Source organism: Alloyangia mangrovi (assembly GCF_002300555.2).
GTDB classification, from domain to species: Bacteria; Pseudomonadota; Alphaproteobacteria; order Rhodobacterales; family Rhodobacteraceae; genus Salipiger; species Salipiger mangrovi.
In genome coordinates this window covers 52,257-71,088 of the sequence record NZ_NTHN02000008.1, presented here as the reverse complement: position 1 = coordinate 71,088, position 18,832 = coordinate 52,257, and the positions used below count along the sequence as shown (strand labels likewise).

Below are 18,832 nucleotides of genomic sequence, written 5' to 3'. Positions count from 1 at the left end.
ATAGGCGAAAACAAAGTGACGCGCCAGAGGCGCGCCACTCGATGTTTCCGTGCTGGCTGGGCGCTCAGTTGACAAGCGTCGCTGCCGCAGCCGCTGCCGGGCCCTCGATCCCGAAGAGGTTCACCACCCCCGCGACCATGATGAAGGCCGAGACCACCAGGAAGCCCCAGAGGATCGGCGAGCCGCCCGCATCCAGCGCATCCTCGCGATCTTCGCCGAAGTACATGTAGAAGACGATCCGCAGATAGTAGAAGGCACCGATGGCAGAGGCGACGGCCGAGGCCACCACCAGCCAGACCATGTCCTGCGCGATGGCCGCCTGCCAGACGCCCAGCTTGGCGAAGAAGCCAAGCAGCGGCGGCACCCCGGCGAGGCTGAACAGCAGCACCAGCATGGCCAGCGCCCGGCCCGGCTCGCGCTTGGAGTACATGCCGAGCGCGCGGATGTCGGTGACCGGCTGGCCGTCCTTGCTCATCGACATGATGAAGGCGAAGGTGCCGACGTTCATCGTCACGTAGATGACCATGTAGATCAGCATCGCCTGCACGCCCGCCTCGGTGCCGGCGGCAAGGCCGATCAGCGCGTAGCCCATATGGGCGATCGAGGAATAGGCCATCAGGCGCTTGATGTTGGTCTGGCCGATGGCGGCGATCGAGCCGAGGAACATCGACAGCACCGCGATCAGCGCGACCACCTGGCTCCAGTCGGCGACGGCACCGCCGAAGGCGTCATGCATCACACGCGCGAAGAGCGCCATGGCGGCAACCTTCGGCGCGGTGGCGAAGAAGGCGGTGACCGGGGTCGGCGCGCCCTGGTAGACGTCGGGCGTCCACATGTGGAACGGCACTGCCGAGACCTTGAACGAGAAGCCCGAGATCATCAGCACGAGGCCGATCAGCAGGCCGATCGACAGGTGCCCCTCGGAGGCGGCGTTGATGATGCCCGAGAACAGCGTCGTGCCGGCGAAACCGTAGGTCAGCGAGGCACCGTAGAGCAGCATGCCCGACGACAGCGCGCCCAGCACGAAGTACTTCAGTCCCGCCTCGGTCGACATCTCGCTGTCGCGGCGCAGCGAGGCGACCACGTAGAGCGCGAGCGACATCAGCTCGAGCCCCATGTAGAGCGTCATCAGGTCGCCGGACGAGACCATGACCATCATGCCGACGGTCGAGAGGGCCACGAGCACCGGGTACTCGAAGCGCAGCATCTTGGTCTTCTGCATGAAGCCGAGGCCCATCACCAGCACGCAGGCCGCGGCGATCAGGATGACCACCTTGGCAAAGCGCGAGAAGGCGTCATCGATGAACATGCCGTGGAAGGCCGGGTTGGTGCCGGAGCCGGCGGTGCCGATCCACAGTGCGAGGATCGCCATCACCGCGGCGGTGAGCCAGACCAGCGCCGGGGCGAGCTTGTCCTTGCCGGTATAGACCGCGCCGATCAGCGCCAGCATGGCGTAGACCGCCAGCAGGATCTCCGGAAGGATGGTGTTCAGATCAGCCGAGATCATGCCTCGCCCCCTCAGTGGTTCGCTTCGGCCACGGAGGTGCCGCCGAGATCGGCGCCGCCACGGCCGTATCATAGTGGTTGACCAGCGCCTCGACCGACGGGCCGATGATGTCCAGCGCGGCGGAGGGATAGACCCCCAGCCACAGGGTCATCACGACCAGCGGCGCGAAGGTCCAGCGCTCGCGGGTGTTCATGTCCTGGATGGTCTTCAGGCTCTCCTTGATGAGATCTCCGAAGACCACGCGGCGATAGAGCCAGAGCGCATAGGCCGCCGAGAGGATCACGCCGGTCGCGGCCACCGCGGCGACCCAGGTGTTGACCTGGAAGATGCCCATCATGGTGAGGAATTCACCGATGAAGCCCGAGGTGCCCGGCAGGCCGACGTTGGCCATCGTGAAGAACATGAAGATCAGCGCATAGGCCGGCATGCGGTTCACGAGGCCGCCGTAGGCGTCGATCTTGCGGGTGTGCATCCGGTCGTAGATCACGCCCACGCAGAGGAAGAGCGCGCCCGAGACGAAGCCGTGGCTGATCATCTGGAAGATCGCGCCATCGACGCCCTGCTGGTTGGCCGAGAAGATGCCCAGCGTCACGTAGCCCATGTGGGCGACGGACGAATAGGCGATGAGCTTCTTCATGTCCTCCTGCACCAGCGCGACGAGCGAGGTGTAGACGATGGCGATGGCCGACATCCAGAAGACCAGCGGCGCCAGAACTTCCGAGCCCACGGGGAACATCGGCAAGCTGAAGCGCAGGAAACCGTAGCCGCCCATCTTCAGCAGGATCGCCGCCAGCACCACAGAGCCCGCCGTGGGCGCCTGAACGTGGGCGTCGGGCAGCCAGGTATGCACCGGCCACATCGGCATCTTCACCGCGAAGGAGGCGAAGAAGGCCAGCCAGAGCATGGTCTGCAGCCCGCCGACGACGTGGATGCCAAGCACCGAGAAGCCCGCGGTCGAGAACTCATGCGTCAGCAGCGAGGGGATATCGAGCGTGCCGGCATCGGCATACATCGCGACGATCGCCACCAGCATCAGCACCGAGCCGAAGAAGGTGTAGAGGAAGAACTTGAACGAGGCGTAGATACGCTCCTTGCCGCCCCAGATGCCGATGATCAGGAACATCGGAATGAGGCCCGCCTCGAAGAAGAGGTAGAAGAGCACCAGGTCCAGCGCCATGAACACGCCGAGCATCAGCGTCTCCAGCAGCAGGAAGGCGATCATGTACTCCTTGACCCGGGACTTCACGCCCCAGGAGGCGAGGATGGTCAGCGGCATCATGAAGGTGGTGAGCATGACGAAGAGCACCGAGATGCCGTCGACGCCCATCTTGTACTTGAGCCCCATGATCCAGGTGCCCTCTTCGACCATCTGGAAGCCGGTGTTGGCCGGGTCGAACTGGAACAGGATGAAAAGCGAGATCACGAAGGTCGCCGTGGTCGCGATCATCGCGAGCCACTTGGCGTTCCGGTCCGCAGCAGCGTCCCCTCCGCGCAGGAAGAGCGCGAGGATCAGCGCCGCCAGCGCGGGCAGGAAGGTGACGATGGAAAGAAGGTTGGCCATTAGTGCGCCCCTCCGAGGATCGACATCCAGGTGACAAGAACGGCGATGCCGATCACCATGGCGAAGGCGTAGGTGAAGATGTAGCCGGACTGGGCGCGGCCCGCGAGCTTGGTGAAGAAGGGGATGATCCCCATCGCCACGCCGTTGATCGAGCCGTCGATGACCTTGCCGTCACCGCGCTTCCAGAAGAAGCGCCCGATCGCCTTGGCCGGCTGCACGAAGATGAAGTCGTAGATCTCGTCGAAATACCACTTGTTCAGCAGGAAGAGGTACAGCGGACGCTGGTTCTCCGCGAGCCGCTTCGGCAGCGCCGGGTTCACGATGTAGAACAGATAGGCGACCCCGAAGCCGATCAGCATGGCGAAGAAGGGCGAGACCTTGACCCAGACCGGCGCGTGGTGCGCCTCGTCCATGACGTGGTTGTCCGGGCCCATGAAGATCGCGCCCTGGGGCGCCATGCCGGTCGCGACATGCGTCGCTGCCTCGGCGTGCCCTTCCTCGGCCGCGGCTTCGGTCGCTTCGGTGCCATGCTCCTCGGTCGCGACGGCGGTGTCTTCCCCGTGCTCCTCGGTGGCAGCCGCGTGCTCTTCGCGCCCGGCTTCACCGTGGCTCTCTGCCGAGGCTTCCGCGTGATGCGCGGGGATGCCGAAGAAACGGTTCACCTTGTCATGGTCGCCGAAGAACGGGCCGTAGAAGACCATCCCGGCAAAGACCGCGCCCACGGCGAGGACCGCCAGAGGAATGGTCATCACCTTGGGGCTTTCATGCGCGTGCTCATGCGTGTGCTTGTCGCCGCGCGGACGGCCATAGAAGGTCAGGAAGATCAGCCGCCACGAGTAGAACGAGGTGAAGAGCGCCGCGATGACCAGCATCCAGAAGGCGTAGCCGCCCGCGGTGCCTGCCCATGCGCTCTCGATGATCGCGTCCTTCGACAGGTAGCCGGCAAAACCGATGTGGGTGAGCGGAATGCCGACGCCGGTGATCGCCAGCGTGCCGATCATCATCGCCCAGAAGGTATAGGGGATCTTGCCGCGCAACCCGCCGTAGTTCCGCATGTCCTGCTCGTGGTGCATCGCGTGGATCACCGAGCCGGCGCCGAGGAACAGCATCGCCTTGAAAAAGGCGTGTGTCAGCAGGTGGAACATCGCCGCCGAGTAGACGCCGACGCCCGCCGCCACGAACATGTAGCCCAGCTGCGAACAGGTCGAATAGGCGATGACGCGCTTGATGTCGTTCTGAACGAGGCCGACCGTCGCCGCGAAGAAGGCGGTGGTGGCGCCGAGGAAGGTGATGAAGGCCGTTGCCTCGGGCGCGTATTCCATCAGCGGCGACATGCGGCAGACGAGGAAGACGCCGGCGGTGACCATGGTCGCGGCGTGGATCAGCGCCGACACCGGGGTCGGGCCTTCCATCGCGTCGGGCAGCCAGGTGTGCAGCAAGAGCTGCGCCGATTTGCCCATGGCGCCGACAAAGAGCAGGAAGGCCAGCAAGTTCGCCGCGTTCCAGTCGGTCCAGAGGAAGGTGAGCTGCGTCTCCGCCAGCTGCGGTGCCGCGGCGAAGATGTCGTCGAAGCGCACCGAGTCGGTCAGGAAGAACAGGCCGAGGATGCCGAGCAGGAAGCCGAAGTCGCCGACCCGGTTGACGATGAACGCCTTCATCGCCGCCGCGCCCGCCGAGGGTTTCTTGTAGTAGAAACCGATCAGCAGGTAGGACGCGACGCCCACGCCTTCCCAGCCGAAGAACATCTGCACCAGGTTGTCCGAGGTCACCAGCGCGAGCATCGCGAAGGTGAAGAACGACAGGTAGGCAAAGAAGCGCGGCTTGTAGCTTTCGCCGTGCTTGAATTGCGGATCATGCGCCATGTAGCCGAAGCTGTAGAGGTGCACGAGCGCCGAGACCGTGGTGACCACGATCAGCATGATCGCCGTAAGCCGGTCCGAGCGGATCGCCCATTCGGTGCTCAGCGAGCCGGACTCGATGAAGCGGAACAGCGGAATGGTTTCCGCATCGCCGAGCGTGAGGAACACGATCCACGACAGCAGACAGGCCAGGAACAGCAGGCCGGTGGTCACCCACATGGCCCCTTTCTCGCCGATGAAGCGCCAGCCGAACCCGGCCAGCACCGCGCCCAGCAGCGGGGCGAAGAGAATAATCGTCTCCATGGGCGATCAGCCTTTCATCACGTTGACGTCTTCCACGGCAATCGAGCCGCGGTTGCGGAAGAAGCAGACCAGGATCGCCAGGCCGATCGCCGCCTCGGCGGCGGCCACGGTCAGCACGAAGAGCGTGAAGACCTGCCCCGCCAGGTCGCCCAGGAAGGACGAGAAGGCGACGAAGTTGATGTTCACCGAAAGCAGGATGAGCTCGATCGACATCAACAGGATGATCACGTTCTTCCGGTTCAGGAAAATCCCGAAAATCCCGATGACGAACAGCACGGCCGCCACCGTCAGGTAATGTTCAAGTCCGATCATGCATCCCTCCGGGTCTCTGCCCCGATTCTTCTAGTCCCTCGCGGCCCTTTGACGGGTGGGTCCGCGTCATATCCCGTTGCCCGCCGCGCCCGCCCCTCCCGGGCGGCGCGGCGGGGCGTAACTCAGAGCCCCTGCCCGGGCTTCACGTCCTTCAGCTCCATCGCCGTGGCCGGGTCGCGCCACATCTGCGCCAGCACGTTCTGGCGTTTGACGTTGGTGCGGTGGCGCAGCGTGAGCACGATCGCCCCGATCATCGCGACCAGCAGGATCAGCCCCGCCAGCTGGAACAGCAGGAAGTAGCGGTCGTAGAGCAGGACGCCGAGCGCAACGGTGTTCTGCATGTCCTCGGGCGCGGGTGTCGGGGCCGAAAGCTGGCTCGAGGCCAGCTCCGAGGCCTGCCAGCCACCGAAGGCCATGCCGAGCTGCATCAGGATGACGATGCCGATCAGCAGCGCCAGCGGCATGTATTTCGCCATCCCAGCGCGCAGCTCGGCGAAGTCGACGTCAAGCATCATCACGACGAAGAGGAAGAGCACCGCCACGGCGCCGACGTAGACGATGACCAGCAGCATCGCCACGAATTCCGCGCCGAGCAGGACGAAAAGCCCCGCCGAGCTGAGGAAGGCGAGGATCAGCCAGAGCACCGAGTGCACCGGGTTCCGGGCAATCACCGTGAAAAGCCCGCCCACGATGGCGCAGAGCGAAAAGAGGTAGAAGGCGAACACGGTCATTTTGCGTCATCCTTGTTGTCTTCCATCACCTCGCGCGCAAGCTCCATGGCGCGGGTCATGGCGGGTATGCCGGCGAACATCGACATATGGGCGATGGTCTCGGCGATCTCGTCTTTCGTGGCGCCGGCCTCCATGAGGTGGCGCACGGTCATGCGCACCGGCGTGTCCGCCTGTGCGCCCTGCATGGTCAGCCCGGCCAGCGTCAGCAGCAGCCGGGTCTTCGCATCGAGCCCGTCCTTCGACATGCCCTTGCCGAACCAGAACTCCATGATGTCCTTGGGCATGGTCGGCCAGAGTTTCTCGAACTCCTTCGGTGCAAAGCTCTCCAGCGCGGGGTTGAAGGCCTTTGCCATCTCCTGCGCCTGGGTCATCATCAGCTCGAAGGGGGTCTTGTCGAAGGGCACCTTGGGATCGGTCATGACCGCGCTCCTGTCTGCGCACACCCTGCCCGGCCCCGCGCGTGGGCGCGGAGGGCTTGGCGGAGGGTACTGGCGGCGGTGGCGGTCATGGCGTCCTTTGATGCGTCAGGTCTTGAGGGTCTCAGCGGTAGGGGGCGTCCAGTTCCAGGTTGCGGGCAATCTCCGCCTCCCAGCGATCGCCGTTCGCCAGCAGCTTTTCCTTGTCGTAGAAAAGCTCTTCGCGGGTCTCGGTCGAGAACTCGAAGTTCGGCCCCTCGACGATCGCGTCCACCGGGCAGGCTTCCTGGCAGAAGCCGCAGTAGATGCATTTCGTCATGTCGATGTCGTAGCGCGTGGTCCGGCGGCTGCCGTCATCGCGCGGCTCGGCGTCGATGGTGATGGCCTGCGCCGGGCAGATCGCCTCGCAGAGCTTGCAGGCGATGCAGCGCTCTTCCCCGTTCGGGTAGCGGCGCAGCGCGTGCTCGCCGCGGAAGCGCGGCGACAGCGGGCCCTTCTCGTGCGGGTAGTTCAGCGTGGACTTGGGCGCGAAGAAGTACTTCAGGCCCAGCTGGAACCCCTTGATGAAGTCCGCCAGCAGGAAATACTTGGCTGCCCGGCCGTAATCGATCGATGCCATGGTTGCTTAACCTCCCGTGGTCCAGCGGGCGAATACGCCCCAGAACCATCCGAATTTCGCCGCGAAGGACACGAAAACCACCCAGAACAGGCTGAACGGAAGGAAGACCTTCCAGCCAAGGCGCATCAGCTGGTCGTAGCGGTAGCGCGGGGTGATCGCCTTCACCATCGCGAAGATGAAGAAGAAGAACGCCATCTTCGCGACCAACCACAGCACGCCGTCGGGCAGGCCGGGGATCGGCGACAGCCAGCCGCCGAAGAACAGCAGCGAGGTCAGCGCGCACATCAGGAAGATCGCGATGTATTCACCTGCCATGAACAGCAGGAAGGGCGTCGAGGAATATTCCACCTGGTAGCCGGCCACCAGTTCGGATTCCGCTTCCGGAAGGTCGAAAGGCGGGCGGTTGGTCTCGGCCAGCGCCGAGATGAAGAACAGGAAGACCATCGGGAAGTGCGGCAGCCAGTACCAGTTGAACAGGCCGAAGCTGCCGTCCTGGGCGCGCACGATGTCGCCGAAGTTCATCGAGCCGGTGGAGATGATGACGCCGATGATGATCAGGCCGATCGACACCTCGTAGGAGATCATCTGCGCGGCCGAACGGAGCGAGCCCAGGAACGGGTACTTCGAGTTCGACGCCCAGCCCCCCCATGATCACGCCGTAGACCTCGAGCGAGCTGATCGCCATCACGTAGAGGATCGCCACGTTGATATCCGCCAGCACCCAGCCATCGTTGAACGGGATCGCCGCCCAGGCGATCATCGCGCAGACGAAGGAAATCAGCGGCGCCATGAGGAAGACGCTCTTGTCAGAGCCCGCCGGGATCACCACTTCCTTGAGGATGTATTTCAGAGCGTCCGCCACCGACTGGAGAATGCCGAACACCCCCACGACGTTGGGGCCGCGCCGCATCTGGACGGCGGCCCAGATCTTGCGGTCGCCATAGACCAGGAACAACAGCGAGATCATCACGAAGGCCACGACCGCAAGGGTTTGCGCGAGCACAAGGATGAAGATGCCGAAGGGGGTTGCGAAGAAGTCTGCCATCAAGTGTCCCTCACACCATCGGTATTCCGTTCTCGGCGCAGGCTGACGCGACGACTTCCGCGTCGATCGTCTTGAGCCCGCGGGGCAGCGCCGCCGAGATGGTGTAAACAGCATCTCCGCGCCAGAGGCCACCCTCTTCCGATACATTCGTCCGCAGATGTCGCGCAAATCCGTAGCCCCGGATCAGCGCATATTGCGCCGCGGCGCAATCTGCGTAGCTCTCTACGTCCTCCGAGCCACGCGCACCGCGCATGGCCACGAGGAAATTCACCAGATCGCCGTCCAGCAGGCGCGTTTCGATCCCCTCGTAGGTCGGCACGAACGGCGCCCGCTCCTGCGAGTGTTGTTCGCAGGCACAGAGCGCGGCCAGTGCCGCCATGGAAAGGGATATCCGCGCGCGCATGGATCACTCGGCGGCCATGGGCGCTTCGCGGCGCGCCTTCGCGTTTGCCGAAAGCTCGGCCATCAGCACCGAGGCGCGGGCGATCGGGTTGGTCAGCCAGAAGTCCTTGACCGCGTTGCGGAACGACGCATCGCCCAGCTTGTCGGTCTCCAGCGCCACCCACTCGTTCTCCGGCACCATGTCGATCTGCGCGAGGTGCGGCACCGCGGCGACCAGCGCCTGGCGGAGCTGCGCAAGGCTGTCCCACGGCAAGGTCTTGCCGACCTCGGCCGAAAGCGCCCGCAGGATCGCCCAGTTCTCCTTCGCCTCGCCCGGCGCGAAACCGGCACGGAAGGCGAGCTGCGGCCGTCCCTCGGTGTTGACGAAGAGGCCGTTTTCCTCGGTGTAGGCAGCGCCCGGCAGGACCACGTCGGCGCGATGCGCGCCCCGATCGCCGTGCGAGCCCTGGTAGATCACGAAGGCACCGGCCTCGATCTCGATCTCGTCGGCGCCAAGGTTGAAGATCACGTCCGCGTCCTTGGTGGCCGCTTCCAGACCGCCCTCGGTCACCGCACCCACGTCGAGCGCGCCGACGCGCGACGCGGCGGTGTGCAGCACCAGGACCTTGCCCGAAAGCGCCTGCGCCGCGGCCAGAACGGCCAGGCCGTCGGCCTCGCGCAGAGCGCCCTGCCCCACGATCACGATGGCGTCCTCGCCGATCTTCGCATCGGTGAGCGCCGCGCGATCAGCGCCGAGGTGCGTCACGTCATATGTCAGGTCGGCAGCCTCGCCGATCAGCTTGACCTCGGCGCCGGCGATCCAGGCCTTGCGGATACGCGCGTTCAGCACCGGCGCCTCGTCGCGCGGATTGGTCCCGATGAGCACGATCTCCTTGGCGGTGTCGATGTCTTCGATCGCCACGTTGCCCACGTAGCCCGAGCGGTTCCCGACCGGCAGGCGCGCGCCGTCGGTGCGGCATTCGACCGACCCGCCGAGTCCTTCGACCAATTGCTTGAGCGAGAAGGCTGCCTCGACCGGGGCGAGATCGCCGACGAGGCCAGCCACCTTCTTTGCGCCTTTCAGCGCCGAGGCCGCGGCGGCGAGCGCCTCGGGCCAGGTGGCGGGCTTCAGCTTGCCGTCCTTGCGGATGTAGGGCCGGTCGAGACGCTGGCGGCGCAGACCGTCCCAGACGAACCGGCTCTTGTCCGACAGCCATTCCTCGTTCACGCCGTCATGGTTCCGCGGCAGGAAGCGCATGACTTCGCGGCCCTTGGTATCCACGCGGATGTTCGAGCCGAGCGCATCCATCACGTCGATGGATTCGGTCTTGGTCAGCTCCCACGGGCGGGCGGTGAAGGCATAGGGTTTCGACACCAGCGCGCCGACCGGGCAGAGGTCGATGATATTGCCCTGCAGGTTCGAGTCCAGCGTCTGGTTGAGGTACGAGGTGATCTCGGCATCCTCGCCGCGGCCGGTCTGGCCCATCTGGGTGATGCCCGCCACCTCGGTGGTGAAGCGCACGCAGCGGGTGCAGGAGATGCAGCGGGTCATGTGGGTTTCGACCAGCGGGCCAAGGTCGAGATCCTCGGTGGCGCGCTTCGGCTCGCGGAACCGCGAGAAATCGACCCCATAGGCCATCGCCTGGTCCTGCAGGTCGCATTCGCCGCCCTGATCGCAGATCGGGCAGTCGAGCGGGTGGTTGATGAGCAGGAATTCCATCACCCCCTCGCGGGCCTTCTTGACCATCGGCGAGTTGGTCTTGACCACCGGCGGCTGGCCTTCCGGCCCGGGCCGCAGGTCGCGCACCTGCATGGCACAGGAGGCCGCGGGTTTGGGCGGGCCGCCGACCACCTCGACGAGGCACATGCGGCAGTTGCCGGCGATGGACAGGCGCTCGTGGTAGCAGAAGCGCGGCACCTCGATGCCGGCTTCCTCACAGGCCTGGATCAGGGTCATCGACCCGTCCACCTCGAGCTCGGTGCCGTCGATGATGATCTTACGAAGGTTGGTCATTGGCATCTTCCCATGACTGGTGACACACGCGACGCTCCCGCCGCCTGCGGCAGGGCGCTGGGGGATATGCACGTCGCGTGTCGCATCATTTCTCCCTCAGGAGCACGCCAATGGCGCTGCCCCTTGCAATTTCCTCGCGGCCGACGCGGCAGAGTCCCGCGGTGTCGTCCGCAGCGACGCCGCGCGAGGCCAGATAGGCCTCGCCGTCGGCACGCATCTTCTTCTTCTCGGCCTTCGAGGTGACGTAATCCTCGATTTCCGCGTTGCTGTAGCCAAGCGCGCGGGCGCGCTTCTTCAGCGTGTTGAGGGTGCCCATGGCCGTCAGCATGCGGGCGCCGATGTTGTCACAGCGATTGCGGATCTCGTCGGCGATGCCGACCGCCATCAGACCGTCGTGAATCTCGCGGACCTCGCCGAGCGGCGGCTTGGCCAGCGCGGCGGAAGGCACCGCGAGTGCTCCCAGCGTGGCGGCGAGGACGGCGGTTCTGAGCTTGCTCATATCACCTCTCCATTGGCGCAGCACGGAGGCCGCCGAAAGGCGGACTCCCTTGCCAAGGGATGTGGGGGCGGTCACGGCAGCTATGCAATAACCACCGGGAAAACCCGCCGATATGAGCGTGCTCCCACTCATTCCACGCAGCGCCCCCGCAGCACGAGGTCGGAGCCCGAGAGCATGGGCTGCCGGCGCACGGCCTCGGGCGCCACCGCCCAGGCGATGTCCGAGGTGCCGAGGTAGTGGATGCAATACTTCGTACCTTCGTAGATCCCGGCATCGGCCGCCGCGTAAGGCGCGCGGGCGGCATTGCTGATCGTGACGACGAAGTTCGCCCGATCGTCGCCCACCGGCTTAGCGCCGCCGCGGAACTGCAGGCCGCCGAATTCGGGATCATCCTTGCTCGCGCCGCATGCGGCCAGCAGCACGGCCATCGCCAAAAGACTGCCGGTCCGGATGAGCGATCCGCTGTGTCGTCCCATGGTCATCCCCTCTTCAGCGTCAGGCCCAGATCGGACCCCGCCTCGATTTCTTGCGCGCCGACGCGGCACAGGCTCTGCGGCCGGCCGCGCTCGACGCCCTTGCGGGCCAGCGTCTCGTCGATCTCGACGGACAGCGCACCGAAATCCTGCGCCTGGAAGGCCGCCTCGAGGTCGGCCCGGTCGACGCCCTGTTCCGCCAACTCCTCGGTCGCGCGGTGCGCCGCCCCGCCCCAGCGCGACGGGGCAAGGTAGATGCCCTCGTCGTGGCAGGCGTCGGCAATGCGCTCGGCCATCGAGATGGTCACCACGCGCTGCTCCCAGCGGTTGGCGACGGAGCCGCCGCCGAGGCCCAACGAGGGCCCGCCCGAAGGCGTGGCCGCACAGCCCGCGACCACAAGCGCCGCCATCACACAAAACCCACCGCGTACAATCGTCACCCGCATCAGATCACTCGGCCGCCATGGCGCCCATGCGCCCGGTGCGCTTGGCCTTGATGCGGTCCTCGATCTCTTCACGGAAGTGACGGATCAGGCCCTGGATCGGCCAGGCCGCCGCGTCGCCGAGTGCGCAGATGGTGTGACCCTCGACCTGCTTGGTGACGTTGAGCAGCATGTCGATCTCCTCGACCTCCGCATCGCCGCTCACCAGGCGGTCCATCACCCGCATCATCCAGCCGGTGCCTTCGCGGCACGGCGTGCACTGGCCGCAGCTCTCGTGCTTGAAGAATTTCGACAGGCGCCAGACGGCTTTGATGACGTCGGTGCTCTGGTCCATGACGATCATGCAGCCGGTGCCGAAGGACGACTGGTTCTGACGCATCCAGTCGAAGTCCATGATGGCGTCTTCGAGCTTGTCCTTGGGCAGGATCGGGCAGGAGGCGCCGCCAGGGATGATCGCCTTGAGATTGTCCCAGCCGCCACGGATGCCACCACCGTGCTTCTCGATCAGCTCGCGCACCGGCAGCGACATCTGCTCTTCGAAAACGCAGGGCGTGTTGACGTGGCCGGTCAGGGCAAAGAGCTTGGTGCCGGCGTTGTTCTGCCGCCCGAAGGACGAGAACCAGGTCGCGCCGCGGCGCAGGATGGTCGGGCAGACGGCGATGGATTCGACGTTGTTCACCGTGGTCGGGCAGCCGTAGAGGCCCGAGCCCGCCGGGAACGGCGGCTTCATCCGCGGCATGCCCTTCTTGCCCTCGAGGCTTTCGAGCAGCGCGGTTTCCTCGCCGCAGATGTAGGCGCCGGCGCCGTGATGCAGGTAGAGATCGAAATCCCAGCCCGAGCCGGCGGCGTTCCTGCCGAGCAGGCCCGCGTCGTAGCACTCGTCGATCGCCGCCTGCAGCGCCTCGCGCTCGCGGATGTATTCACCGCGGATGTAGATGTAGGAGGCATGCGCGCCCATGGCGAAGGAGGCGATCAGCGCGCCCTCGATCAGCGTGTGCGGATCGTGGCGCATGATCTCGCGGTCCTTGCAGGTCGCGGGCTCGGATTCGTCGGCGTTGATCACCAGGTAGGCCGGGCGACCGTCGCTCTCTTTCGGCATGAAGGACCACTTGAGGCCGGTCGGGAAGCCAGCCCCGCCGCGGCCGCGCAGGCCCGAGGCCTTCATCTCGTCGATGATCCAGTCGCGGCCCTTGGCGATGATGCCGGCCGTGCCGTCCCAGTGGCCACGCTTCTTCGCCCCGGCGAGGGAGCGGTCATGCATGCCGTAGAGATTGGTAAAGATCCGATCTTCGTCCTTCAGCATCGCTCAGTCCTTGTCTTTCCGGCGTGACCGCCAGAGCCCGTAAATCATCCAGATCGCCGTCCCGAACCCGGCCAGAGCGGCAAGGTCGAAGAAGGCCCTCGTGCGCTGGGTCCAGCCCAGCATCTCGCCCGCGACCGTCGCGGCGATCCAGGCCAGCCCGGTTCCGGCGATGACGAGCGCGGTAATGCGCCCCTGCCGGTTGTGCTGTTCCTGTCCGCTCATCTTCGGTCCGGTTCCTTCATCCCGCACCGCCGGACAGGCCCGGCGGCACCTTCATTCCTGCGGCGGGTCAGTAGACCTCGCCATCCTCGACGCGCTTGGAGAACTCGGTCTCCCCGCCCGCGGCGAGTGTCCTGGCCTGCCCGATCCAGTCATCGCGCGAGACCCGGCCGCGGAACCCCTTCAGGTTCTCATCCATCCAAGCGACCTCCGCCGAGCTCCAGCCCGCGATCTGGTCGAAATGGTAGATGCCCAGCTCGTGCAGCAGCGACTCGAGCTTGGGCCCCACGCCCTTGATTTCCTTCAGGTTGTCCGCGTCACCCGAGCGCGGCTGTGCCAGCGCCACGGGCTGCGAACCGCCCTGCTTCACCTCTGCCACCGCTGCCGGAGCCGCGGCGGGAGCCTTCTCCTTTGCCTCTGCCGTTGCCGCCGCCGGGGCGGGCTTCGGCGCCTCCTCGACCTTGGCCGCGGCAGCCGGGGCTGCCATCAGCGGCGCCGGCGCGGCCGGGGCGTGCTCGGGAACCGCCGGCACCTCGCCCTCGACCGAGGGCGTCAGCCGCGAGATCGGCGAGCGCTCGCCAAGTCTCGGAACCGGGGCGCAGGAGAGCCAGATGAAGAGAGAGCCGAGCAGGCCGGTCGCGAGGAGACCCAGCAGCAGCGCCGCCACGATCCCCTTGTGCCCACCCAGCGCGAAGAGCGCGACGACGAGGCCGATCACGGCCGCTGCTATCCAGCACTTGCGTGTGCATCCGTCCTGCATCGTCACGTCTGTCATCTCTCTCTCCCTGGTTATGTCATTGGATCAATCTTCGTCGTAGACCTCGCCCTTTTCCACGCGGGACGAGAACTCGGTCTCGCCCCCTTCGGCCAGGGTCTTGGCCTGGGCAACCCACGCATCCCGCGACGCGCGTCCCTTGAATCCTTCGAGGTTGGCATCGACCCAGGCCAGCTCTTCCTCGGTCCACGAGGCGATCTGCGCGAAATGGAAGAAGCCGAGGCTGTGCAGCAGCTCCTCGAGCTTGGGGCCAACGCCCTTGATCATCTTGAGATTGTCCGCACCGCCCTCGAGCGGGGCCGCGAGCGTCTCGGGCTTGCGCCCTTCGGTTGCGGGTTCGGACTTCACCTCGGCCGCCGGGGTCACCGGGGCCTCACGCTTGTCGATGCCGGTCTCATCCACCGGGGCGCCCTCGGAGAGCTTGGGGGCATGGGTGTCGGGCGTTGCGTCGCCCTTCTCGTCCGACCGATCGCGCCAGGGCGCGCGCAGCGGCACCTCTGTGCCGTCGATGCGCTTGATGGTGTCGCCAATCTCGGTCGCCAGCGCGACGGAGGCGTTGAGCTTCTCGCCCTCACCCGCACCCTCGGTCAGCACCACCGGACCGCCCAGCGGCTCGGAACCGAAGCGGCCGTTCTGCGGGCCGGGCGTGGGCACGTTCCCCGCCGCCATGGCGTCGAGGATCTCGGCCAGCTTCTCGCCGGTCAGGTCCTCGTAGTAATCCTTGCCGATCTGCGCCATGGGCGCGTTCGAGCAGGCCCCGAGGCACTCGACCTCTTCCCAAGAGAACTTGCCGTCGGCGGAAACTTCATGCGGCTTGGCGGCGATCTTGGCCTTGCAGACCTCCATCAGTTCGCCCGCGCCGCAGATCATGCAGGACGTGGTGCCGCAGATCTGCACGTGCGCCACCGCGCCGACCGGCTGCAGCTGGAACATGAAGTAGAAGGTCGCCACCTCGAGCGCGCGGATGTGGGCCATGCCCAGCATGTCGGCGACATATTCGATGGCGGGCCGGCTCAGCCAGCCCTCCTGCTCCTGCGCCCGCCACAGCAGCGGGATGATGGCGCTGGCCTGACGGCCCTCGGGGTACTTGCTGATCTGCGCTTCGGCCCAGTCCATGTTGGCGGGCGTGAAAGCGAAGCTCTCGGGCTGTTCGTGATGAAGACGGCGCAGCATGGGCAAACGGACCTTCGGTTCATGTCATTGGCCGGGGGCGAGGCGCCACCGCGGCGTTGGGACGGGGCCGGTGCCCCGCCGCTCTTTAATCTGTCAGCCCGCCGCTGTCTCGGCGGTTTCTGCGTCAGCCATGGGCTCGGCGGTCATCTCAGACGCAGGTGCGCAGCTGCCGGTGACCAGGCGCACGCCGCCGGTTTCGGTGGGCACCGCCTCTTCGGTCTTGACCTTGTAGGCCGCGATCTCCTGCACCTGCGTGCGGCTCAAACCGCTCTGCAGCTCGACGGGCTGGTAATCGCCCTCGGAGACCAGCTCGCAGCCGATCGAGGCTACGGCGCTGTCCCAGGCCATCAGGTCCTGCTCGTCGGTGCCCTTCGGGGGCATGGCGCAGGCGGCCAGAAGGCCAAGCGCGGAAAGCGCGGCGGAAATACGGATCATCGGTCTACCTCTCCGAACACGATGTCGAGCGAGCCGAGGATCGCGGCGACGTCGGCCAGCTGGTGGCCCCTGCACAGATAGTCCATCGCCTGCAAGTGCAGGAAGCCCGGCGCGCGCAGCTTGGCGCGGTAGGGCTTGTTGCTGCCATCGGCAACCAGATAGACGCCGAACTCACCCTTGGGTGCCTCGACCGAGGCGTAGACCTCGCCCGCGGGCACGTGGAAGCCCTCGGTGTAGAGTTTGAAGTGATGGATGAGCGCCTCCATCGAGGTCTTCATCTCGGAGCGCTTCGGCGGGGTGATCTTGCCGCGCGCCAGCACGTCGCCCTGGTTCTCGGGCAGCTTCAGCTTCTCGCAGGCCTGGACCATGATCTTCACGCTCTCGCGCATCTCGGCCATGCGGACGAGGTAGCGGTCGTAGCAATCGCCATTCTTGCCGACGGGGATCTTGAAGTCGAACTCGTCGTAGCACTCGTAGGGCTGCGCGCGGCGCAGGTCCCACGCAAGGCCGGAGCCGCGCACCATGACGCCCGAGAAGCCGTGCTCCTGGATGTCCGCCTCAGTGACCACGCCGATGTCGGCGTTGCGCTGCTTGAAGATGCGGTTCTCGGTCAGCAGGTCGTCGATGTCCTGCAGGCGTGCAGGGAACTGTTCGCACCATTCGGCGATGTCGTCGATCAGCTCGGGCGGCAGGTCCTGGTGCACGCCGCCGGGCCGGAAGTAGGCCGCGTGCAGACGCGCGCCGCAGGCCCGCTCGTAGAAGACCATCAGCTTCTCGCGTTCCTCGAAGCCCCAGAGCGGCGGCGTCAGCGCGCCCACGTCCATGGCCTGCGTGGTCACGTTCAGCAGGTGGTTCAGGATACGGCCGATCTCGCAGTAGAGCACGCGGATCAGCTGGGCGCGGCGCGGCACCTCGACCTTGCACAGACGCTCGATCGCAAGCACCCAGGCGTGCTCCTGATTCATCGTGCCGACGTAGTCGAGCCGGTCGAAATACGGCAGGTTCTGCAGGTAGGTGCGGCTTTCCATCAGCTTCTCGGTGCCGCGGTGCAGCAGGCCGATGTGCGGATCGCAGCGCTCGACGATCTCGCCGTCAAGCTCGAGCACCAGGCGCAGCACGCCGTGCGCCGCCGGGTGCTGCGGGCCAAAGTTGATGTTGAAGTTGCGGATCTTCTGCTCGCCCGACAGGGCGTCTTCGAAACCTTTGGAGCCGTCCATCACTTCGCCCCCTCCTCGGCCTTTTCATCGCCGGGCAGCACGTATTGCGCGCCTTCCCAGGGAGACATGAAATCGAACTGCCGGTATTCCTGCACCAGCTTCACCGGCTCGTAGACGACGCGCTTCAGCTCTTCGTCGTAGCGCACCTCGACATAGCCCGTGGTCGGGAAGTCCTTGCGCAGCGGGTGGCCGCGGAAGCCGTAGTCGGTGAGGATGCGGCGCAGGTCCGGGTGCCCCGAGAAGAGGATGCCGAACATGTCGAACACCTCGCGCTCGAGCCAGTTGGCCGAAGGGTGCAGCGCGGTGATCGACGGCACGATCTCGTCCTCGCGCACCGAGACGCGCAGGCGGATGCGGTGGTTCTGGTACATCGACAGGAAGTGGTAGACCACGTCGAAGCGCTTGGGCCGGTTCGGGTAGTCGACCGCGGTGATGTCCACCAGCGTCGAGAAGCGGCAGGTCGGGTCGGCGCGGAGAAACTCCACCAGCCCGGCAATGTTCGCCGGGGCCACGTCCACGTTCAGCTCGCCATGGGTGACGTCCCAGGCGATCACGCAATCGGGGCGCTTGACCTCGATGTGGGCGCCCAGCTCGTTCAGTGCTTGCGTCATTGCTCCCCCTCCCGCGCTCAGCGCACGATCGTGCCGGTGCGGCGGATTTTCTTCTGCAGGGCCATGAGCCCGTAGAGCAGCGCCTCGGCCGTCGGCGGGCAGCCCGGGACATAGACGTCCACCGGGACCACCCGGTCGCAGCCGCGCACCACCGAATAACTGTAGTGATAGTAGCCGCCGCCATTGGCGCAGGACCCCATCGAGATCACGTAGCGCGGCTCGGGCATCTGGTCGTAGACCTTGCGCAGCGCCGGGGCCATCTTGTTGGTCAGCGTGCCGGCGACGATCATCAGGTCCGACTGGCGCGGGCTGGCGCGCGGCGCGGTGCCGAAACGCTCGAGGTCATAGCGCGGCATCGAGGTCTGCATCATCTCGACCGCGCAGCAGGCCAGACCGAAGGTCATCCAGTGCAGAGAGCCGGTGCGCGCCCAGTTGATCACGTCGTCGACGGAGGTCAGCAGGAAGCCCTTGTCCTGCAGCTCGCGGTTCAGCGCCTGTGTCGCGACCTCGCGGTCGCCCCCGGCGGTGTTGAGCCCGGTCATCACTCCCATTCGAGAGCCCCTTTCTTCCATTCGTAGGCAAAGCCCGCGGTCAGCACCGCGAGGAAGGCCATCATCGACCAGAAGCCAACCATGCTCACATCCTTGAACGCGGTGGCCCAGGGGAAGAGGAAGGCGATCTCGAGATCGAAGATGATGAAGAGGATCGAGACCAGGTAGAACCGGACGTCGAACTTCATCCGCGCGTCGTCGAACGCGTTGAACCCGCATTCGTATGCCGACACTTTTTCGGGGTCGGGCCTGCGCACTGCCAGCACGACGGCCGCCAGGATGAGCACGATACCGAGGCCGACGGCGACGGCGAGAAACACGAGGATGGGAAGATATTCCCGCAGCATCTCGTCCACGATGTGGCTCCTTTGCGAGGCGCACCGCT

General features: G+C 65.8%; 21 protein-coding genes and 1 pseudogene. All 22 read right to left on the bottom strand.

The genetic code is table 11. From position 1 onward, the window contains the following. Positions 1-64: 64 nt before the first annotated feature. A complete protein-coding gene (gene nuoN / locus CLG85_RS06455; protein WP_095881220.1) occupies positions 65-1,507 on the bottom strand; it encodes an NADH-quinone oxidoreductase subunit NuoN in 1,443 nt (480 codons plus the stop codon). Further along, a complete protein-coding gene (locus CLG85_RS06450; protein ID WP_260348594.1) occupies positions 1,494-3,068 on the bottom strand; it encodes an NADH-quinone oxidoreductase subunit M in 1,575 nt (524 codons plus the stop codon). The genes nuoN and CLG85_RS06450 overlap by 14 nt, the downstream gene beginning before the upstream one ends. Next, a complete protein-coding gene (gene nuoL / locus CLG85_RS06445) occupies positions 3,068-5,230 on the bottom strand; it encodes an NADH-quinone oxidoreductase subunit L (RefSeq protein WP_095881218.1) in 2,163 nt (720 codons plus the stop codon). Before nuoL ends, CLG85_RS06450 begins: the two co-directional genes overlap by 1 nt. A 6-nt stretch (positions 5,231-5,236) precedes the next feature. Beyond that, complete coding sequence (nuoK, locus tag CLG85_RS06440; RefSeq protein ID WP_066100814.1) at positions 5,237-5,542, bottom strand: NADH-quinone oxidoreductase subunit NuoK; 306 nt, start codon at positions 5,540-5,542, stop codon at positions 5,237-5,239. 122 nt (positions 5,543-5,664) lie between these two features. Continuing rightward, positions 5,665-6,273: an NADH-quinone oxidoreductase subunit J gene (locus tag CLG85_RS06435; protein WP_095881217.1), complete on the bottom strand. Its 609-nt coding sequence runs from the start codon at positions 6,271-6,273 to the stop codon at positions 5,665-5,667. Further along, positions 6,270-6,692 (bottom strand): carboxymuconolactone decarboxylase family protein, encoded by a 423-nt coding sequence (locus CLG85_RS06430; RefSeq protein WP_095881216.1) that lies wholly within the window; start codon positions 6,690-6,692, stop codon positions 6,270-6,272. Before CLG85_RS06430 ends, CLG85_RS06435 begins: the two co-directional genes overlap by 4 nt. Positions 6,693-6,813: 121 nt before the next feature. Then, the gene (gene nuoI, locus CLG85_RS06425; RefSeq protein ID WP_095881215.1) at positions 6,814-7,308 is read right to left on the bottom strand and encodes an NADH-quinone oxidoreductase subunit NuoI; all 495 of its coding nucleotides are present in this window, start codon (positions 7,306-7,308) and stop codon (positions 6,814-6,816) included. 6 nt (positions 7,309-7,314) lie between these two features. Further along, positions 7,315-8,353, bottom strand: a pseudogene (gene nuoH, locus CLG85_RS06420) (NADH-quinone oxidoreductase subunit NuoH). A gap of 10 nt (positions 8,354-8,363) precedes the next feature. Next, a complete protein-coding gene (locus CLG85_RS06415) occupies positions 8,364-8,732 on the bottom strand; it encodes a YNQ4 family lipoprotein (RefSeq protein WP_224849838.1) in 369 nt (122 codons plus the stop codon). A gap of 27 nt (positions 8,733-8,759) precedes the next feature. Continuing rightward, positions 8,760-10,748 carry an NADH-quinone oxidoreductase subunit NuoG gene (nuoG, locus tag CLG85_RS06410; protein WP_095881212.1) on the bottom strand — a complete coding sequence of 663 codons (1,989 nt, stop codon included), beginning with the start codon at positions 10,746-10,748 and terminating at the stop codon, positions 8,760-8,762. Positions 10,749-10,833: 85 nt separating this feature from the next. After that, a complete protein-coding gene (locus CLG85_RS06405) occupies positions 10,834-11,247 on the bottom strand; it encodes a DUF5333 domain-containing protein (protein WP_095881211.1) in 414 nt (137 codons plus the stop codon). Between the two features lie 128 nt (positions 11,248-11,375). Continuing rightward, complete coding sequence (locus CLG85_RS06400; RefSeq protein ID WP_095881210.1) at positions 11,376-11,723, bottom strand: hypothetical protein; 348 nt, start codon at positions 11,721-11,723, stop codon at positions 11,376-11,378. Positions 11,724-11,725: 2 nt separating this feature from the next. Continuing rightward, on the bottom strand, positions 11,726-12,130 hold the full coding sequence (locus CLG85_RS06395) for a DUF5333 family protein (protein ID WP_095881209.1): 405 nt from the start codon (positions 12,128-12,130) through the stop codon (positions 11,726-11,728). Positions 12,131-12,170: 40 nt separating this feature from the next. Next, positions 12,171-13,466 carry an NADH-quinone oxidoreductase subunit NuoF gene (gene nuoF / locus CLG85_RS06390; RefSeq protein ID WP_095881208.1) on the bottom strand — a complete coding sequence of 432 codons (1,296 nt, stop codon included), beginning with the start codon at positions 13,464-13,466 and terminating at the stop codon, positions 12,171-12,173. A 3-nt stretch (positions 13,467-13,469) separates the two neighbouring features. Continuing rightward, positions 13,470-13,688, bottom strand: a complete 219-nt coding sequence (locus CLG85_RS06385; RefSeq protein ID WP_095881207.1) for a DUF5337 domain-containing protein — start codon at positions 13,686-13,688, stop codon at positions 13,470-13,472. A gap of 67 nt (positions 13,689-13,755) precedes the next feature. Next, positions 13,756-14,460: a helix-hairpin-helix domain-containing protein gene (locus CLG85_RS06380; RefSeq protein WP_260348592.1), complete on the bottom strand. Its 705-nt coding sequence runs from the start codon at positions 14,458-14,460 to the stop codon at positions 13,756-13,758. A gap of 27 nt (positions 14,461-14,487) precedes the next feature. Next, positions 14,488-15,633, bottom strand: coding sequence for an NADH-quinone oxidoreductase subunit E (locus tag CLG85_RS06375; RefSeq protein ID WP_095883820.1), 1,146 nt, complete (start codon positions 15,631-15,633; stop codon positions 14,488-14,490). Positions 15,634-15,726: 93 nt separating this feature from the next. Next, positions 15,727-16,068, bottom strand: coding sequence for a hypothetical protein (locus tag CLG85_RS06370; protein WP_095883821.1), 342 nt, complete (start codon positions 16,066-16,068; stop codon positions 15,727-15,729). Continuing rightward, positions 16,065-17,285, bottom strand: a complete 1,221-nt coding sequence (locus CLG85_RS06365) for an NADH-quinone oxidoreductase subunit D (protein WP_095883822.1) — start codon at positions 17,283-17,285, stop codon at positions 16,065-16,067. The genes CLG85_RS06370 and CLG85_RS06365 overlap by 4 nt, the downstream gene beginning before the upstream one ends. Next, complete coding sequence (locus tag CLG85_RS06360; RefSeq protein WP_095883823.1) at positions 17,285-17,896, bottom strand: NADH-quinone oxidoreductase subunit C; 612 nt, start codon at positions 17,894-17,896, stop codon at positions 17,285-17,287. The genes CLG85_RS06365 and CLG85_RS06360 overlap by 1 nt, the downstream gene beginning before the upstream one ends. Before the next feature lie 17 nt (positions 17,897-17,913). Beyond that, positions 17,914-18,447 carry a NuoB/complex I 20 kDa subunit family protein gene (locus CLG85_RS06355; protein ID WP_176476694.1) on the bottom strand — a complete coding sequence of 178 codons (534 nt, stop codon included), beginning with the start codon at positions 18,445-18,447 and terminating at the stop codon, positions 17,914-17,916. After that, positions 18,438-18,803 (bottom strand): NADH-quinone oxidoreductase subunit A, encoded by a 366-nt coding sequence (locus tag CLG85_RS06350; protein WP_095883824.1) that lies wholly within the window; start codon positions 18,801-18,803, stop codon positions 18,438-18,440. Before CLG85_RS06350 ends, CLG85_RS06355 begins: the two co-directional genes overlap by 10 nt. Positions 18,804-18,832: the final 29 nt, after the last annotated feature.